Source organism: Streptomyces sp. NPDC005878 (genome assembly GCF_040629815.1).
GTDB lineage: Bacteria > Actinomycetota > Actinomycetes > Streptomycetales > Streptomycetaceae > Streptomyces.
The window spans coordinates 141481-159604 of record NZ_JBEXWK010000019.1 but is presented as its reverse complement, the minus strand read 5'-3'; the positions used below and the strand labels follow the sequence as shown (position 1 = coordinate 159604).

Sequence of the window (18124 nt, the reverse complement as noted above, 5' to 3'; positions counted from 1 at the left end):
GTTGCCGGGGGAAGGTCGAGTCCGTCCGCCCTGCCCTGACCGGGCTGGGGCTGGGCCCGGCCGTCTTCGGCCGGGCCCCACGCCATACCCACGTCACCTTTCACCCGAAGTAGGGGATGGCCCGGGCGTATCGGGCGCAAGGCGGGGTACGTGTACGGCGCACCGGCTCCGCACGGGGCAGCAGTTGGGACCCTGCGCCTCCAGCTCTGCGGGGCCGGTGCTTTGTTGGTCGCCCGCCCGAATGGAACGCAGTACGTACGGTCTACATCAGAGCCGCCGAGGACGCTCCACTGGGTTCGCAGAGACGAACGACCTCAGGATCAGCGCGGTGAAGCCCAGGACGTCGGGACCTCAGGAGTGTGCGAGGAGTCCACGTTCCAGGGCGATGACGACGGTGCGTGTGCGGTCGCTGACGTCGAGTTTCGCGAAGATCCGCAGAAGATGCGTCTTCACCGTGGCCTCCCCGATCACCAGTCGACGGCCGATCTCGGCGTTGGACAAACCGTCGGCGACCGCGCGCAGCACGTCCCGCTCGCGGGGAGTGAGCGCGACCGGCTCGGGGCGGCGCATGCGGGCTACGAGACGCTCCGCGACCTTGGGTGCAAGGACCGTCTCACCGCGCGCCGCCGAGCGGATGGCATCGGCCAGTTGCTCGCGGGTGGTGTCCTTGAGGAGGTAGCCGACGGCACCGGTCTCAACGGCTCGTTCGATCTCCACGTCCGTGTCGTAGGTGGTGAGGATCAGCACCCGAGTGGGTGTCGTCCGGGCGACGATCTCGGCAGTGGCGGCCACACCGTCGAGGACCGGCATGCGCAGATCGAGGAGGGCCACCTCGGGGGCGAGCCGCTCGACGAGGCCGACGCCCTCGCGACCGTCGCTCGCCTCACCGACGATCTCTATCGTGGGTTCGTCGGCCAGCAGGGCGATGACTCCGGCGCGCATGACGGCGTGGTCGTCGACCACGACCACCCGGATACGGCCGTACGGTGTGTCGGTCACGGTCAGTCCTGACTGTGCGTGGGAAGGCAGGCGAGGACGAGGGTGCCGTCCCCGAGGGAGCTGGTGACGGTGAGTTCGCCGTCGAGTTCGGCCAGCCGTCGGCGCATGCCGTCGAGGCCGAACCCACGGGACTCCTCGACGACGAACCCGCGACCGTCGTCGGTGATCTCCAGCTCGACACCGCCCGCGCGCTCGGAGAGGACGACTCCGACGGCGGAGGCATCCGCGTGCTTGCGTATGTTGGCGAGGGATTCCTGCGTACAGCGCAGCAGGGCGACGCGTGTGCGCTGGTCCAGGTCGATGTCGGGCAGTTCGGCGGTGACGGTGAGTCCGGTGTCCTGGACGAAACGGTCCAGGGTCCTGCGCAGGGTGGCCGCCAGGGATCCGGCCGCGACGCCGCTCACGGGGGCGGAGCCGACGAGTACCCGGGCCTCGGCCAGGTTCTCACGCGCGGTCTGCTCGATGGAGGTGAGCTGCGCGGCGCAGCGTGCCGGGTCGGTGACGGTGGCGGCGCGGGCGTCCTCCGCGAGCACCACGATGGAGGCGAAGCCCTGGGCGAGGGTGTCGTGGATCTCCCGGGCGAGCCGTTCACGCTCCTCGGCGGCGCCCTGCCGCTGATACGCGGCGGCCAACTCCTGCTGGGCAACGGTCAGTTCGGCGGTGAGTCGCTCCTGTCGCTCGTTGCTCTGGCCGACGAAGCGGTGTATCCACAGTCCCAGACTCACCCCCGCGACGTAGGCGACGACGGTGGACACCGCGTTCCCGGTGAGGAATTGCGGGCTCCAGCCCTGGCCGAGCGTGCCGCCGGCCACGGTGAGCGCCGCTGCTGCCCCGCTGAGCCTGATCGCGTCCGCCGGAGTGCGGGTGAAGAGCCAGAACTGCGGCAGGGACACCACGTAGAAGGCGGCGCCACCGTTCAACAGGTAGGACGCCGCGCCAAGGACGAGGGGGAGGACGGCAAGGTAGATGCGCGGAGTCAGGACGGAGTTGCCCGGCCGGGCGAGAACGGCGCCGTGGCTTAGCGCGATCAGGGCGAGCAGGCCGAACATCCAGCCCGTCCGGGCCGCCGACGCGTCGAGCACGGCGATGGCCGGGGGGAACAGACCGAAGAGGATCCAGGCTGCCAGGTTCCAGCGGAGGGTACGGTCCTGGATGAGCTGGCCACCCGGCTGCTGCTGCCACTGACTCACGCTGATTCACTTCGTTCGTGGGGGAGTTGCGGGGCCCGCGGTCGAGTTGATCAGCTTACCGATGCGAGAGCGGATGGTCCCGACCGGCCTGGGCACATCGGTGGCCCGGTTCGGCCTCAGGTGAGAGAGGCGAAGGAGGGGGGAAAGCACGCCGTCATCAGCCTCCAGGCAGGCCGGTCGTCAGCGGGCTCCCGGTGAGGGGGTGTCGTCCCCGGGGCAGAGCAGATCGGGGTGCTCGCGAGTGGGCCCGTGCAGAGGGGGTCCCCATCCGGCGAGGGGGTCTGCGGCACGGGAGGCGTCGTCGGGGTGGCTTCCGGGGGCTGCGGGGTGGCTTCCGGGGGCTGCACCCCTGGGGAAGCGCAGATCGGGGTGGTCGCTAGCGGGGTGCCGTTGCAGACGGGGTTCGGCGGGGGGTCCTGAGCGGCCACTGCGGTAACGGTAGGGGTCGCGTGTGGGGCGGCCGCGGCGCCCGGTGCCACCGCGACGAATCCGGCTGTCGCAAGGAGAACCAGCGGCACCAATGGACGGCTGTGACGAGAACGCAGATGCACGGTGCAACACCTTTCCTCGGCCCGCGATGACCCGGCAGGGACACTGCGGACCACTGGACACCATCGAGGTCTGGCGCGCTCCCTGGATGAGCCGAACAGCGGATCGGCCCCGAGGTCCGCGCCCTGACCTGCCGCGTCCCGCGCTTCCGTGTGCCCATCCAGTACACCCACATGGGTGATACCCGAGGCCGCCCACGGCTGCTCGCCTCCGGCTCAGCCGTCCGTGTCGTCCGTGTCGTGCGGGCGAAGCAGGGGGCTGATGGTCATCTGTGGGGCAGAGTGTCCCGAAAGTTGGCGGAGGGGTTACGTGCGTGTGTGCCGGGCACCCGGTCGTCATCGCGAAAAGTCGCGTCGGCCGGGGATAACTACCGGTAGTACGACGTAAGGCCCGAGGAGTGACCTTGAACATGGGCATCAGCAGGGGAATGCCCCGGCACCGTGAGTCGGCACTTGTCCTCCCGCGAACGAAGCAGGTCTCCTGCCAGGGAGGCGGACCGCGATGTGTGGTCTGAGTGGCGAAGTCCGCTTCGACGGTGAGCGCCCCGATCTCGCGGCCGTGGAGCGCATGAGTGAGCAGCTGGCTGCTCGTGGACCCGACGGCCGCGGAATCTGGACAAGCGGCGCGGTGGCCCTCGGGCACCGCCGATTGAAGATCATCGACCTGTCGGACCGTGGAAGTCAGCCCATGACCGACGCCCAGGGAGGGATAACCGGCGTCTTCAACGGCTGCATCTACAACTACCGGGAGCTGCGCGAGGAACTGCGGGGGATGGGCCACCGCTTCGAGTCGACGTCCGACACCGAGGTGGTACTGAAGGCCTACCAGCAGTGGGGGACGGCCTGCGTCGAGCATTTCTTCGGCATGTTCGCCTTCGCCCTCGCCGAACACCGCACCGGCCGTGTGATCCTGGCTCGTGACCGGCTGGGCATCAAACCCCTGTACCTGGCGAGCACGCCGGGCCGTCTGCGGTTCGCCTCCTCACTGCCCGCCCTCCTCGCCGCCGGAGACGTGGACACCTCCCTCGACCCGGTCGCCGTCCACCAGTACCTGAGCTGGCATGCCACCGTCGCCGCACCGCGCACCGTCCTCAAGGGCGTGGGCAAGCTCCCACCGGCCACCGTGCGGGTCGTGGAGCCGGACGGGACGTACCGCGACCACCGGTACTGGCAGCCCTCGTACACGCGGCGGCCCGAGTACGCCGGTATGTCCCCGGACGAATGGCGTGACGCGGTGCTGGACGCCCTGCGTACCGCGGTGCGCCGCCGGATGGTCTCCGATGTCCCCGTCGGAGTCCTGCTCTCCGGTGGACTGGACTCCAGCCTGATCGTGGCGCTGCTGGCCGACGAGGGCCAGCACGACCTGATGACGTTCAGCGTGGGTTTCGAGACCGAGGGCGGTGAGAGGGGCGACGAGTTCCGGTACTCCGACCTGGTCGCCCGCGAGTTCCGCACCGCCCACCACCAGTTGCTGGTTCCCTCGGATCGCGTGTCGGCGGATCTGGACGCGGCTGTGGCGGCGATGAGCGAGCCGATGGTCAGCCATGACGTGGTCGCCTTCCATCTGCTCTCCGAGCAGGTGTCCAAGGAGGTGAAGGTGGTCCAGAGCGGGCAGGGGGCGGACGAGGTCTTCGCCGGATACCACTGGTACCCGGAACTGGCGGAGGTCGCCCGCGAGGACGAGGCGGAGAGGTACGCCAAGACGTATTTCGACCGTGCGCACGCCGACCTCGCACAGGTCCTGCAACCGCACATGCTGCCGACCGAGGACGTCTCGGGCCGCTTCGTCGAGGAGCACATGGCGGTGCCCGGGGCGGAGACCGCGCTGGACGCGGCTCTCCGGCTGGACACGCACGTCATGCTCGTCGAGGATCCGGTCAAGCGGGTCGACAACATGACCATGGCCTGGGGACTGGAGGCCCGTGTGCTGTTCCTCGACCACGAACTGGTGGAACTGGCCGCGGCCTGCCCACCGGAACTCAAGCTGGCGGACGGGGGCAAGGGTGTGCTGAAGGAGGCCGGCCGAAAGCTGCTGCCCCGCGAGATCGTCAACCGGCCCAAGGGGTATTTCCCGGTACCGGCGATCCGCCATATGGCGGGCCCCGTTCTGGACCGGGTGCGCGAGGCGATGGAGGCACCCGAGGCCAAGGGGCGCGGTCTGTTCCAGGAGGCATACGTGGCTGAGCTGCTCGCGTCGCCCGACGAACACCGCACCAGGCGCGGAAACAACGCGCTGTGGCAGGTGGCCCTGCTGGAGATATGGCTGCAGACGCACGGAATCACATGACCGGCGAGCCGTGGTCGCGGTCCTGGCAGGTGCTGCCCGACAGGACGGCCGCTCCTCCTTCAGGGGCCACCGGCGCTGCGGTGGATGCCCTCCAGCCGCCCGGCATCTCGGCGGCGCGCATGCCTGGGGCGGTCGACTTCGATCCCACGCCGGTGCTGCTGCCCGAGGCGAGCGGTCCGCGCGACACGGTGACCGTGCTGCGCACGCACGGATGCTGGTATCCCAGCTCCAACGCCGACGGTACCCAGGTGGCCTTCATCTGCGATCGCGGCGGAGTGCCGCAGCTGTGGGTCGCGTCCGTGGACCGTGACGACGCCCGGCTGCTGGACTCCTCGGCGGAACCCGTCACCGAAGTGTCCTGGTCCCCGGACAACCGCTGGATCGCGTACACCGCCTCCCCGGGTGGCGGTGAACACACGCGCGTGCTGTGCGTGCGGCCCGATGGTTCCGACCGCCGTGTCCTGGCCGGGGCCGATCCGGGCAGCTCCGCCCATCTGGGCTGCTGGACGCACGACGGCTCGGCCATCGCCGTGACCGTCGCCGCCCCGGCCGTCCGCCTGACGGCCGTCCGCCCGGCCCATGCGCCGCCGTCACCCACCTCGGTCACCACCTCACTCACGACCTCTCTACGAGCGCACCGGGCCGACCGGGACGGGCGGGCGACGCTCCTGGGGGAGGACCGGCTCCTCACCCCACCTGGGACGCCTCCGGCACCCGACCACCCGGATCTCGCGGCGCCGGCCACCACACCCTCCACGGCCCAGGCGGGCGGGGCCCTGTCGGCCTATCTGATCGACCCCGACGCCCACACCTCTCCGGTGTTGCTGGTCAGCGAATTGGGCGCCGCGTCCCTGCGCGTGTGCGACCTCAGCCATGACGGGACGCTCGCGCTGCTGCGCAGAGGGCCACGCGGGCGGCGCGAGGGGATCGTCTGGCGTACGGCCGACTGCGCGAGAACGTATACGGTGCCCGTCGCCGACGAGGATCCATGGATCGGCCGGTTCTCACCCGACGGGTCGACCCTGTGGCTGCGCAGCAACGCGGACCGGGAGTACGCGGCGCTGTTCGCGGTCGCCCTCGGCGCCGACGGCGGGCCCCGCGGCAGCTCTGTGGTGGCGGAACGCGCGGGCCATGACCTGGAGTTGCTCGCGATGGACCATGACGGCCGTACAGCCGTACTGGTATGGAACATGCAAGGCGCGAGCGAAGCCGAAGTCGTGGAAACGTTCCCGGCCGACGCGGCCCCGGGCCCGGGCAAGACCGGCCCGGTCACTCCGCTGGCCCTTCCCCACGAGGTCGTCACACGCGTCACCCTGGCAGGGCCCGGCAGGCTCCTGCTTGCGCTGTCCGGTTCGCAGCGCCGTCCGGGGGTGTGGTGGGCTCATGACGAGGGGTCCTCGGGGTCCTTGGGCTCCCTGTCGCGCACGCCCTGGTCCTCCCGCGACGTAACCGCCGTCGCGCCGGGCGGCCCGCCGGTACGGCCCGTCCCCCTGCGTTTCGCCGCACGCGACGGACTGCCCCTGAGCGGCTGGTACTACAAGGCCCCGGGGAGCGCGGCGGGGGAGCGGACACCGTGCGTGATCCACTTGCACGGCGGTCCCGAGGAACAGGAACGGCCCGTGTTCAACCCGCTCTACCAGGAGTTGCTCGGCCGAGGACTGGACGTCTTCGCTCCCGATGTCCGCGGCTCCTCCGGGCACGGCAGGTCGTTCGTCGACGCCGACCTGGGCAGCGGCCGCTTCGCCGCTCTCGACGACGTCGCGGACTGCGCGGCCCACCTCATCACGGCGGGCCTCGCCGACCCGGCCCGGCTGGCGGTCACGGGGCGCTCCTACGGCGGCTACCTGACGTTCGCCTCGCTCGTATGGCACCCCGACCTGTTCCGCACGGGGGTCGCCGTCTGCGGCATGTCCGACTTCTTGACGTTCTTCGCCGGCACGGAGCCGTGGATCGCGGAGTCCGCGGCACACAAGTACGGGCATCCCGAACATGACCGCCCGCTGCTGCGCGCCCTGTCCCCGATGAGTCGCATCGACAAGCTGCGCGTCCCCGTGCTCGCTGTACACGGCGAACACGATACGAATGTGCCGCCGGGAGAATCCGAGCAGTTCGTCCGGGCGGCCCGGGAACGCGGTGTGCCCGCCGAGCTCCTGACCTTGCACGAGGAAGGCCACGACTTCCTCCGCGCGGACAACCGTCGGCTGTTCCGCCGTACCGTGGCCGACTGGATGGAACGGTATCTGCGCACCTGACCACCTCGGCGCGCTCAGACACCCGTAACCAGCGTGCCGACGTGGTGGTGTGAGGCTCGGCGAGCAGGTGCAGGGCGGCCGGGTGCGGCCGCTGAGCGTCAACCGCTGTACCGAGGCTCCCCGAGGCCGGAACAGTCGCCCTGGGGCCCGTCCCGCCAGGTCACCTCGCCGCACGCACCCGACTCCGCCTCGGTCAGAAGGTCGATGACCGCCTCAAGGCCTCCCGACTCCAGCGCCCGGCGCTGGCGGTCCGCTCCTGTGCCCTGCCGCAGCAGCCGATCGACGAGAGAGGCGATCTCACGGCCGTCGCCCGCCTCCTCCAGCGCAGGCCCCACGTACTCCGTCAGCCTAGCCACGGCCTCACCGGCCCGACAGGGTTCCCCTGTGGGCAGGACCAGCTCGCCGCCGAGCCCGTAGCGTGCGGCCTGCCACATCGCCAGGTCCGCCAGCTCGGGAGGGAGGCCGGGGGAGGCGACCCCCGCCCGGGCCTCGTTCATGGCGGTCACGACGAGGGCGCGTACCAGCCCGGCGAACATCACCGCCTCGTCCGCGCGCAACTGCACGTCCAGGCTGCGCACTTCGATGGTGGGGTAGGAATCGGAGAGGCGCGCCTGCCAGTACAGCTGGCGAGTGTCCCGGATGACCCCGGTCGCCAGCAGCCGCTCCACCCGTGCGTCGTAGTCCGCGCCATCGGCGAAGGCGGGAGGCAGACCGCTGACCGGCCAGCGGTCGAACACCACGGTGCGCCAGCTCGCGAAACCGGTGTCACGTCCGTCCCAGAAGGGAGAGTTTGCCGCCATGGCGGTCAGGATCGGCAGCCATACGCGGATCCGGTTGAGTACCTCGACCCCCATGGGCCGGTCGGGTACGGCGACATGGACGTGCATGCCGTTGACCAGTTGCTCGACCACCAGTTGCGGTGCCTGCCGCTGGATGGCCCGGTAGCGGACCTGGTCCGTGACAGGCACCGGCAACGGCTGCCGCAGCGGTGGCGTCCCGCCGGCCATGACGCGGCAGCCGTATGCCTCCGCCGCCCCCGTCACGGCGAGCCGCAGACGCAGCAGATGACCGCCGACCTCCTCCAGCGAGTCACACACCGGCGTGGCCACCTCGACCTGCGCCTGGAGCAGCTCCGACTGGATCTCCTGGGTGGTGACGAAGGGCTCGAGCCCGGCGGCGGCACGCACCTTTTCGGCCAGCGCCACCAGCCGGCCCGTCGCCGGATCGAGCAGCATGTACTCCTCTTCCACGCCGACGGTCGTCATCCAAGACCTTCCTTCCGGCGACGCTGCCGTCGCGGGGAAACCCTGTCGAACGTTGTCGCGCGCCCCCATGGCGGACGCCCGCGCCGTTCCCGATGCCCTCATCGTGCCTGCTGAGCCCGCACTTCCCGTGGGCCACACGCCGGGCCGAAGAGGACGCGACCCGTCCCGGATCCCTCTCAGTCGTCGAGCAGGTTGGCCGGGGGTGCGTCGGGGAGCAGATGGGCGAGTTCGAGAGCGGGATTCACCTCGGTGGCGAGCAGCAGCAGCCTCAGTGGCTGGGGCGCGAGGTTGGTGACGGTCGTCTTGCGCGTCGGGCCCTGGGGTGACGGCTGCTCGAAGAGCAGGTGGAGGCCCGCGACGTCCATGAAGCGGGCATCGTGCAGGTCCCAGACCAGCTCGGTCACCTGCTGCGGCAGCCCCGCAGCGGCGGCGCGGAGCGTGGGCAGGGTGGCGTAGTCGATTTCTCCGTGCACGGTGACGTGGGCGGTGGTGCCGTCGATCCGCAGAGTGAAGTGCATGGTGGGCGAGCCCCCTTCTCGGGGGTGAGGAGCCCAAGGGCGAAGCGCCCTGTGTGAGGGGCGGGCCGACGATGGCGGGAGCTGGATGCCCTGAAAGGGGGCAACGCCCAGAACCCAAAGACCGGCACTAGCGGTGCCGGTCGGTCTCGTGTCCGTCCATTGTCGCACAGTGGACCCGCGGGGCCTCAGACGGCGATATCCGGTCATCACGTACGCCTGCCGAACACCGGCCCGCCCGTAGCTGCCCCAGCCGATGACGACCCTGGTCATCAGCTGGGGCGGCCGCGGGCGGGCCGGTGCTGGGCGCGTTGGTGCCGACGGGTGACCTACTCGGTGTGCAGCACCGAGGCGATGGTCATCCGGGCCGCCGACCGGGCAGGGAGCAGGGAGCCGAGGACGGCGATGGCCACACCCGCCAGGAGCATCGCCGCCAGCTGCGGCGCGTGCCACACGTCCTTCATGTACGTGGGGAAGTCGACCACCCCCACGTGGTCCACGACCAGGCGGTGCGCCACGATCCCGAGCGGGATGCCGAGCAACCCGCCGACCGCGCCCAGACCGGCGACCGAGGTCACCGTCATCACCACCACCTGCCGGGGGGTCATCCCGATCGACTTGAGCATGCCCAGGTCCCGGCGCCGCTCACGGGTGTTGAGGAGCACGGTGTTGAAGACACCGAGCGACGCGACGATGGTCAGCAGCACCGTGAACACCGTCGAGAAGGCGATGACGGTGGCGGTGCCGGCGTTGCCGGAGACCAGCACAGAGGTCTGTAGGCCCGGGTCGAGTGCCGCGACCGCCTCGGCATAGGCGCGCGCGTCGGCGCCACGAGCGAGCCGCACCGTGTATTCGGTGGCATGGGCGCCTGGGGAGAGCTGGCCAAGACTTGCCCAAGTAGCCTCCAGGGCACGGGCGTTGCCCTCCATGAGCTGACCCACGACGGTCGCGGTGATCTTCCTGCCGTTCAGCTCCAGCGTGACCCGGTCACCGAGCTTCAGGCCGCGCTGGGTCAGGAACGCGGGCCCCGCCACGATCTCACCCGCCGCGGCCGGTGCCCGGCCCCTGACGATGGTGTGCTCGTACAAGGAATCGTCGCCGCGGTAGAAGTCGGCGAAGACGGGCTGGGTCTGCCCGGTCATGTTCACCTGGGACAGCGCGCGGGCCCGTACTCCCTTGGCGCCCGGCAGGGACCTCAGCTCCTGCTCGATCTGCGGGTCGCTGAGCCGCGGCCGGGTCCGGTCGCTGCCCGGCCCCCCGGTCGTCACATGGATCCTGGCGCCCGCGTCCTCCCGCCCGGCGTTGTCGTACGCCACCATCGTGCTGGTCAGGCCGGTCGACAGGGTCACCGTGGTGACCCCCAGGACGATGGCCGCCATGGTCAGCAGGGTGCGGCCGGGGCGGGCGAACGGCTGGCCGAGGCCCAGGCTGACCGGGCGCGGCAGCCGGGTGGCGCCGAGCACCCGCTGGACGCGCAGGCCGCGCCCGGTCAGCGGCGCGCCACCCGCGCTGATCGCCCGAGCGGCGGGCAGCCGGTGGGCGCGCAGGGCGGGCACCAGCGCGGCCAGCACGACGAGGGCGGGCATACCGACGAGACAGGCCACGGACACCCAGGGGCTGACGTCGCCGATGGAGGCCCGGCCCACGTCGATGCCGGTGAAGGCGACCTTCAGGATCGGACGGGCCAGCGCGTTGCCGGCCAGCGTGCCCAGCACGCAGCCCGCCACCGCGGGTACGGAGAGCATTGTCAGGTAGACGGCGACGACCTGGTTCGGGGTGAAGCCCAGGGCCTTGAGCACCCCGATGTGCCGGAATCCCGAGACGACCGCCCCGCTGACCACGTTGCCGACGATCAGGGTGGAGACGAGCAGGCCGAGGATGCCGAAGAGCGTCATGAACGGCAGGTAGGAGTCGGCGAGCGCGGAGAAGGCGTCCTTGAGGGTGAGGTAGGTCTGCGTGCCGGTCAGCGAGCCCTTGGGCAGTCCTGTGGTGGCCCGGGCCAGTGAGGCGGTCAGCTGGGACTGCGTCGAGGCGTCCGTGAAGCGGTACAGCATCTGGGCGGAGGCCGGGTGCAGTGCCTCCACCTGCTCGGGCGAGACCCAGGCGCTCGCCGACTTGCTCATACTGGTGGCGAATCCGACGACGGTCAGCGTCGTTCCGCCGGGGGTCTTCAGTTCGGTACCGAGGAGCGCGGTGCCGGGGGAGCCCTGCGCGGACCAGTTGACGACGATCTCGCCGGGCGCGGTGGCCCAGTGGCCCTCCAGGAGTTCGATCCGGTCCACCGGGCCCGCCGGATCCGAGCGGCCCACCACGGTGAGGGTGCCGCCCGCCATCCAGAGCCAGTCCTTGGGGATGTCGACGACGGCTTGTCCGAACGGTCCGGCCGCGGCCTCCATCCCGGGCTGCCGGGCGGTCCTCGCCAACTGCTCCCGCGAGACCTTCGTGGCGTCGAAGGTCGCCACGGTGTGAGCGCCGTGCTGGGCGGCATAGGCCTTGTCGAAAGGGTCCGAGGCGGCGCCGAGCAGCGCCAGCGCGAGCAGGACGGTCGTGGTGGAGCAGAGTACGACGAGCCCGATGACGAAGGTCTGGAGCCGGCGGCGTTTCACGGCCGCGCGCGAGGCTCTCCATACGGCGCTCACGCGGTCGCCTCCAGCGTGCTCTCGCGGGCGACCCGGCCGTCGGCGACTTCGATCAGGCGGCTGGCGCAGCGGGTGGCGAGCTGCGGATCGTGGGTGACGATCAGCAGGGTCTGGCCGATCTGGTTGAGGTCGATCAGCAGATCCATCACCTGTTCACCCGACCGGCTGTCGAGGGCACCGGTGGGCTCGTCGGCAAGCAGCAGGGCAGGACGGTTCATCAACGCCCTGGCGACGGCGACGCGTTGGCGCTCCCCTCCGCTGAGCGTGGCCGGATAGTTGTTCCTTCGCTCGGCGACACCGAGTTCGTCCAGGAGTTCCAGGGCACGGCGCCGGGCCTGCCGGGCCGGGGTGCCGGTCAGTTGCGCGGCCAGTGCCACATTGTCCAGGACGGGCAGATCGTCGATGAGGTTGAAGAACTGGAAGATCATGCCGACGCTGCGCCGCCGGAACAGGGCCAAGCCGGTCTCGTTGAGTTTCCCGAGGTCATGACCGTGCACCTCGACGGTGCCCGAAGTGGGCCGGTCCAGGCCCGCCACCATGTTGAGCAGGGTGGACTTGCCGCAGCCGGAGGGGCCCATCACGGCGACCGCTTCTCCCGCCACGATCTCCAGCGACAGACCGTCCAGGGCCTTCGCGTCGCCGTACTCCTTGTGCACGTTGTCCAGCCGCACCACCGTTTGCCGGGCGCTGTCGTGATCAGTTGTCATGGCCAGAAACCTATGGCGGAGCCCCGGACGGGGCGTCACCCCCCGGATGTATCCGTCCGGGCGGGTCATCCCGGGGATGTACACGGGAGCGTACGGGGGCTGATGCGGGGCGCGCCGTACACCTGCGAAGATGGTCCGGTGTGGGGGTCCGGGACGGTCTGGCTGGTCATCGCCCTGGCGGCGGCGGTTGGCGCCGCCGGGTGTTTGGGCGTGGCGGTGGTACGGGCGCGACGGGCGCACCGGGCGGCCCTCGAGGAACGCGGCTGGCTGCTGGAGCGCGAACGCGAGAGCGCGACGCGGACCGCGGTCGACGCCGAGCGGGCCAGGATCGCCACCGAACTCCACGACATCGTCAGCCACAACGTGAGTGTGATGGTGGTCCAGGCCGGCGCCGCCCGTGAGGTGCTGGCGACGATGCCGGACGAGGCCGCGGCGGCGATGAGCGCCGTCGAGACCGCCGGGCGGAACACGATGACCGAGCTGCGGCACCTGCTCGGCCTGCTCGCGCCCGCGCAGAACGGCGACGACGAGCCCTACGACGTCGACCTGTCACCGCAGCCGAGCCTGAGCCGGCTCAGCCCGCTGATCGACCGGATCGCCTTTGCCGGCCTGCCCGTGGAGATGCGCGTCTCGGGCGAACCGCGCCCGCTGCCGAGCGGGATCGATGTCACCGCCTACCGGATCATCCAGGAGGCCCTGACCAATGCCCTCAAACACGCAGAGGGAGCGAAAGCCGAGGTGACGGTGCGATACGCGGACCACTCCCTACGCGTCGAGGTGCTGAACAGCGGACCGAGCATCCTGTCGGGCGGCCGGCCCGCGCCGGTAGAGGAGCCCGCGCCGGGAGAGCCCGTGCCGGGCCGGGCGGACGGAACGGGACGCGGGCTGATCGGCCTGCGCGAGCGGGTCGCCGTGTACGGCGGCGACCTGGACGCCCGCCGCCGTCTCGGCGGCGGCTACCGCGTCCGCGCCCGGATCCCGCTGGACCGCCCATGACGACGAACACCGCGTCCGCCCCGCGCGTCGTGATCGCCGACGACCAGGAGCTGGTACGCACCGGCTTCCGCCTGATTCTGAGCGCCCGCGGCATCGATGTGGTGGGCGAAGCCGGGGACGGGGTTGAGGCCGTGGCAGCCGTGCGGAGACTGCGGCCCGACGTCGTACTCCTGGACATCCGGATGCCCACCATGGACGGCCTGGAAGCCGCCCGCCACATACTCGCGCAGGTCCCGGACTGCCGGGTGATCATGCTGACCACCTTCGACCTCGACCACTACGTCTTCGCGGCCCTCGCAGCCGGGGCCAGCGGATTCCTGCTCAAGGACGTCACCCCGGCGCATCTGGCCGCCGCCGTACGCCTGGTCGACACCGGAGACGCGCTGCTCGCCCCCTCGATCACCCGCCGCCTGGTGGAGCGCTTCGCCTCCGGCGCCCCCGGAACCGGTCAGGGCCCGGCGACTCCGGCCGTCCACCGGGACCTGGCCGCGCTGACACCGCGCGAGCGTGAGGTGCTGACACTCATGGGGAGAGGTCTTTCCAATGCGGAACTGGCGCGGGAACTGACGCTCAGCGAGGCGACGGTGAAGACCCACGTGGCCCGGATCTTCGCCAAGCTGACCCTGCGCGACCGGGCCCAGGCGGTCGTCCTCGCCTACGAGACCGGCCTCGTCGCACCGGGCGAGGCTGCTGGCACCTCCCCTCCCCGCTGATAGCCGGCACGCGCACTCCGAAGACTGCATTTCCCGGCTTTTCCGGCTTTCCCGGCCGAGCGCCGACAGGCCAGGACGTCAGGCTCAGGAGTTCACTGTCAGTCGGTCCGGGGCCGTCCCCTCCCGGCTCCAGGCTGTGGCGATCTTCCGCGCAACGGCCCGGTAGACGACGTCCTCGATGCCGTCTTCAGGACGGAGTTTTTCGTTGGCCTTGTCGAGGATCAAAAAACGTTCCGGATCGGTTCCGTTCGAAAACGAGTAGCGCGCTTCCTGCGCGCTCTCGCCAACCTTCCTGATTGCGGCGGCAATTGCCATCATCCACTCCCAAGAGACGTTTGCGTGTCCGGCGTTGGGGAGGTGTGGCTCTTCCTCCCCGGCGTAGTCGTCATTGGCCGGTCGGGATGGCGCGGGACTGTGCAGAGGCGGTCGGTGGCGCGAACAGTGCCTCGATGGTTTCGACGGCCGTCTCGCGCAGCCAGGCGTGGGCGCGGTCGTCGTCGTAGCGCTGGTGCCACAGCAGGTACAGGGGGACGTCGGGCACCGGAAGCGGAAGCGGCAGCGTGACGAGACCGAGCTGGTCGCGGGCCGCACGGGTAACCGCCTCCGGAAGGGTGACGACCAGGTCAGTACCGAGGGCCAGTTGCAGAGCGAAGGCAGCGGTGGGACCGGCCGCGATGACACGGCGTTCGTGCCCGTACGTGGTCAGGGCGTCGTCGATCCGGTCGTGCAGGCTTCCACGCCGCGACACGGTGAGGTGTTCCGCGGCCGCGTAGCGCTCGAGGCTCAGGGTGCCTTCGGTGAGCGGATGGCCGGGGCGGACCGCGACGACCAGCCGGTCCTTGCCGACGAGGCGGTGGCGGATGTCGGGGAGCGTGGGCCGGCTGGAGCTTGATTCGAGGTCGACCTCGCCCCGGCGCAGCTCGGGGCCATCCGTGCCGGGTTCGGCGGGCAGGCGCAGTTGGACGCCAGGTGCCTGGCGGTGGACGGCGGCGATCAGAGCGGTGCCGCACGCGGCGATCAGGGAGTCATGCCAGCGCACGGTGAACACCCGCTCCAGACCCGCCAGATCGAGCTCCTGCTGCGCGGACATGAGCTGATGGGCCTGCTGCACGAGGGCGTGGACCTGTGCGCGCATGGCGAGCGCGCGGGTGGTCGGGACCATGCTGCGGCCGGTGCGCACCAGGATCTGGTCACCCGTGGCCTTGCGTATGCGGCCCAGGGAGCGGCTCATCGCCGGTGCGGTGACGTGGAGACGGGCGGCGGCACCGGCGACGCTGCCCTCTTCCAGCAGAGCGTCCAGAGCGGTGAGGAGGTTCAGATCCAGTTGCATGCGAGTAACTCTACGAGTAAATAGCATGCACTTGTTGTTAGTTGTCGCGGCATCTACCTTCGAAGTGCGGGTGCGGGACAAGCCGCCTCGCAGCAACCAACCCAGGGAAGTCCGCCATGAGCACAGCCATGCCTTTCGACGCCGACACGACGCTCCTGTCCGACGTGACCGCCGCGGTGAAGACCGCCGGTCTCACGCTGCGCGACCGCTACACCGCGCACACCCGGGGCGTGAGTCTGGACGAGATCGTCGACGAGATCCACGCCAACGACGACGCGGTGCTGGACGTCCTGCGGGAGCCGCTGCTGCGAGCCCGACGAGGATCGCAGTGGGCCGAGGACGAGCTGGCCGGCGGCGCTCTCCCGTCGGGGGAGTGGTGGATCGTCGACCCCGCCGAGGGCAACATCAACCACGTCCACGCCATGGACGACTGGGCCGTCACCGCCACATTGGTCCGTGACAACCAGCCGGTACTCACCGTCGTGCACCTGCCGCTGACCGGTGACACCTACACCGCAGTTGCGGGCGGCGGCGCCCGCCTCAACGACCGGCCCCTGAAGGTGTCCGCCAAGACCGACCTGGGCGCCGCGCTCACCGGCACCGGCCAGGCCAAACCGGGCGAGGACGAGCGCACCTTCCGGCAGATCGGTGACTCCGTCACCGCCATGCTCATCAACGGTCTGGTCGTGCGTGTCTCGGTTCCCGCCACGATGCAGCTCATCCACGTCGCCGCCGGACGCATGGACGCGTTCTGGCAATTCTCCGATGTCCGCTCCGGCCTGGTGGCCGGCGCCCTGCTGGTCTCCGAGGCCGGAGGCTCCGTCACCGACCTGGCGGGCGAGCCGTGGAATACGGGCAGCCGCGACTTCCTGGCCGCCGCCCCCGGCATCCACGCCGCCGCCCTCAAGATCCTGTCACCGATCGCCTGACGACCAAGCGGCCCGCCCTCCCGCCAAGTCCCACCCCACACAGCAAGGACGGTCTCACAACCTCATGACCACCATCGGCATCCTGGGTGCCGGACGCGTCGGCACCAACCTCGCCGGCAAGTTCGCCGCCACCGGACACCACGTCATCCTCGGCCACCGGAACCCGACAGAAAAGCCCGCGCCGGCCGCCGAAGGCACAAGCTCCCGCCTCTCCTTCGCCGACCAGCGCACCACCGCCCGCACCGCGGACATCGTGATCAACGCGACGCCCGGCGACAGCGCCCTGGAGCGCCTGGCCGGCTTGCGTACCGAACTCGCCGGCAAGATCCTCGTCGATGTCTCCAACGCGACCCGCGACGCCGGTGACGGCCTGCCCGGAGATCTGTGCTACCCCGGCAGCAGCCTGGCCGAGCAACTCCAGGCCGCTCTCCCCGACACCCAGGTCGTCAAGACCCTCAACACCATGTTGTACATGGTCATGACTGCCCCTGACACCCTGGCCTCCCCACCGACGGCCTATCTCTCCGGCAACGACGAACGCGCGAAGAGGACCGTCACCGGTCTGCTCGGCGACCTGGGCTGGCAACCCGCATGGATCGAGGACCTCGGCGACATCATCACGGCCCGCGCCACCGAAGCCATGATCCTCGTGGTTCCGCACATCCTGCGCCGCAACGGCTTCCAGCCCTTCGCCGTCTCGCTGGCCCGCTGATCCCGCCAAGGCTGAATTCGCTGTACCCACCCACGTGCCCGGGTATTTCAGGGCAGAGGATTCGGCCCCTGGGTTCTCCCCTTCGCCCCTCGTCCTGCCTGCGCGGACTCGTATAGGAAGGGACGGAGGAAGTGGGGGCGCGATGCGCACGAAGAAGCGGTCCGAGGAGCCGGAAGAGGACTCGGGTGCCGGTCGGCGGGGGTCGCTTGCGACGCGGCGCACGAGACAGCCGCGTCCCTGGCTTCCGGGGCTGTAGGGGCCGTGACGCCGCACAGCATGGCCGAGCTCCAGGGTGACGCCGGCAACGCCCGGCTCGCTCCGGCGATCGCGCAGCAGCGGCAGGGTGCGACACCGGCGTCGTCACCACGGCAGTCCGGAGGGCGCTGTTGGTCCAAAGGGCCCGGCGGAAGGCAAACCCCGGCGGACCGATGACTCCCTGGAGGGCGGCTCGGCGCACAAGCAGGTCAGGACGGATACCAGTGAGACCTCCTCCGACGAGGAGAGGGAATGGGCGCCGACCCACGCTGCACCCGAGCAGCAGAGAGTCAACATCGGGGCGAAGAGGGAGAAACGATACCGGCGGGACGCGACAGCGATCGAATACCGCCTGGACAGCACGAAGCGAGAGGCTCGCCGCGTGGCTGAGCTCCGTATGCTCGACCGTGTCGCCCGTGTGCTGATCTCGGGGCTGAAACGCCTCAACGCGGGAGCGTCGACACCCCACCTCGCGGTCGCCCTGACGGGTGGCACCCTGACCGTGCAGGGAAACTCGGACCACCCGGTCACCGCCGAGGCGAGAGCGGCGCGCAGCTCTTCTTGGACAAGGCCCCAGGGCCAGACCCCCGACAACGTCCTGGCCGACGACAAGAGGCGGTTAGCGAAGGACGCGCGGAAGCTGCACGCCTTCACGCTGGACCAGTACGGGACACCCCTGGACGCCGAGTGGCAGGTAGCTTCGGCAAGGCGCTGGCCGCGCACGTGACCTGGGGCGCGGTGACGGTCCGGGGGGGGGCGGGCACCACGTGAGACCGGGCCGTCGGGC

15 protein-coding genes are annotated in these 18124 nt (G+C 70.5%); 7 read left to right on the top strand and 8 right to left on the bottom strand.

Annotated features, from left to right (window positions below; genetic code table 11):
• Positions 1-351: 351 nt before the first annotated feature.
• Both ABZ404_RS25815 and ABZ404_RS25810 read right to left on the bottom strand, forming a co-directional pair.
• Complete coding sequence (locus ABZ404_RS25815; protein WP_358836370.1) at positions 352-999, bottom strand: response regulator transcription factor; 648 nt, start codon at positions 997-999, stop codon at positions 352-354.
• A 2-nt stretch (positions 1000-1001) separates the two neighbouring features.
• A complete protein-coding gene (locus ABZ404_RS25810) occupies positions 1002-2189 on the bottom strand; it encodes a sensor histidine kinase (RefSeq protein WP_358836371.1) in 1188 nt (395 codons plus the stop codon).
• Between the two features lie 1050 nt (positions 2190-3239).
• Between ABZ404_RS25810 and ABZ404_RS25805 the strand changes: the two genes are divergently transcribed.
• Together ABZ404_RS25805 and ABZ404_RS25800 are read left to right on the top strand one after the other, a co-directional pair.
• Positions 3240-5024: an N-acetylglutaminylglutamine amidotransferase gene (locus tag ABZ404_RS25805; RefSeq protein ID WP_358836372.1), complete on the top strand. Its 1785-nt coding sequence runs from the start codon at positions 3240-3242 to the stop codon at positions 5022-5024.
• Positions 5025-5143: 119 nt separating this feature from the next.
• A complete protein-coding gene (locus ABZ404_RS25800) occupies positions 5144-7276 on the top strand; it encodes a prolyl oligopeptidase family serine peptidase (protein ID WP_358836376.1) in 2133 nt (710 codons plus the stop codon).
• Positions 7277-7374: 98 nt separating this feature from the next.
• Here the strand turns inward: ABZ404_RS25800 and ABZ404_RS25795 are convergent, their stop codons facing one another.
• The 4 genes from ABZ404_RS25795 to ABZ404_RS25780 all read right to left on the bottom strand — a co-directional run bounded on the left by ABZ404_RS25795 (position 7375) and on the right by ABZ404_RS25780 (position 12402).
• Positions 7375-8541: a glutamate--cysteine ligase gene (locus tag ABZ404_RS25795; protein ID WP_358836373.1), complete on the bottom strand. Its 1167-nt coding sequence runs from the start codon at positions 8539-8541 to the stop codon at positions 7375-7377.
• Positions 8542-8717: 176 nt separating this feature from the next.
• Positions 8718-9059, bottom strand: coding sequence for an STAS domain-containing protein (locus ABZ404_RS25790; protein ID WP_358836374.1), 342 nt, complete (start codon positions 9057-9059; stop codon positions 8718-8720).
• 326 nt (positions 9060-9385) lie between these two features.
• Positions 9386-11695 (bottom strand): FtsX-like permease family protein, encoded by a 2310-nt coding sequence (locus ABZ404_RS25785; RefSeq protein ID WP_358990919.1) that lies wholly within the window; start codon positions 11693-11695, stop codon positions 9386-9388.
• Entirely contained in the window at positions 11692-12402 is a 711-nt protein-coding gene (locus ABZ404_RS25780) for an ABC transporter ATP-binding protein (RefSeq protein WP_358833190.1), read from the bottom strand. The genes ABZ404_RS25785 and ABZ404_RS25780 overlap by 4 nt, the downstream gene beginning before the upstream one ends.
• 138 nt (positions 12403-12540) lie before the next feature.
• Between ABZ404_RS25780 and ABZ404_RS25775 the strand changes: the two genes are divergently transcribed.
• Both ABZ404_RS25775 and ABZ404_RS25770 read left to right on the top strand, forming a co-directional pair.
• Positions 12541-13398: a histidine kinase gene (locus ABZ404_RS25775; protein ID WP_358833191.1), complete on the top strand. Its 858-nt coding sequence runs from the start codon at positions 12541-12543 to the stop codon at positions 13396-13398.
• On the top strand, positions 13395-14111 hold the full coding sequence (locus ABZ404_RS25770) for a response regulator transcription factor (RefSeq protein WP_358833192.1): 717 nt from the start codon (positions 13395-13397) through the stop codon (positions 14109-14111). Before ABZ404_RS25775 ends, ABZ404_RS25770 begins: the two co-directional genes overlap by 4 nt.
• Positions 14112-14195: 84 nt before the next feature.
• On the opposite strand, the gene ABZ404_RS25765 is transcribed toward ABZ404_RS25770, so the two are convergent.
• Both ABZ404_RS25765 and ABZ404_RS25760 read right to left on the bottom strand, forming a co-directional pair.
• The gene (locus ABZ404_RS25765; RefSeq protein ID WP_358833193.1) at positions 14196-14429 is read right to left on the bottom strand and encodes a hypothetical protein; all 234 of its coding nucleotides are present in this window, start codon (positions 14427-14429) and stop codon (positions 14196-14198) included.
• 67 nt (positions 14430-14496) lie between these two features.
• Complete coding sequence (locus ABZ404_RS25760; RefSeq protein ID WP_358833194.1) at positions 14497-15441, bottom strand: LysR family transcriptional regulator; 945 nt, start codon at positions 15439-15441, stop codon at positions 14497-14499.
• A 116-nt stretch (positions 15442-15557) separates the two neighbouring features.
• On the opposite strand from ABZ404_RS25760, the gene ABZ404_RS25755 reads away from it, so the two are divergent.
• From ABZ404_RS25755 to ABZ404_RS25745, 3 genes are all read left to right on the top strand, one after another.
• Positions 15558-16370, top strand: coding sequence for an inositol monophosphatase family protein (locus tag ABZ404_RS25755; RefSeq protein ID WP_358833195.1), 813 nt, complete (start codon positions 15558-15560; stop codon positions 16368-16370).
• A 64-nt stretch (positions 16371-16434) separates the two neighbouring features.
• Positions 16435-17082 (top strand): NAD(P)-binding domain-containing protein, encoded by a 648-nt coding sequence (locus ABZ404_RS25750; RefSeq protein ID WP_358833196.1) that lies wholly within the window; start codon positions 16435-16437, stop codon positions 17080-17082.
• A 637-nt stretch (positions 17083-17719) separates the two neighbouring features.
• Entirely contained in the window at positions 17720-18064 is a 345-nt protein-coding gene (locus tag ABZ404_RS25745) for a hypothetical protein (protein WP_358833197.1), read from the top strand.
• Positions 18065-18124 lie beyond the last annotated feature (60 nt).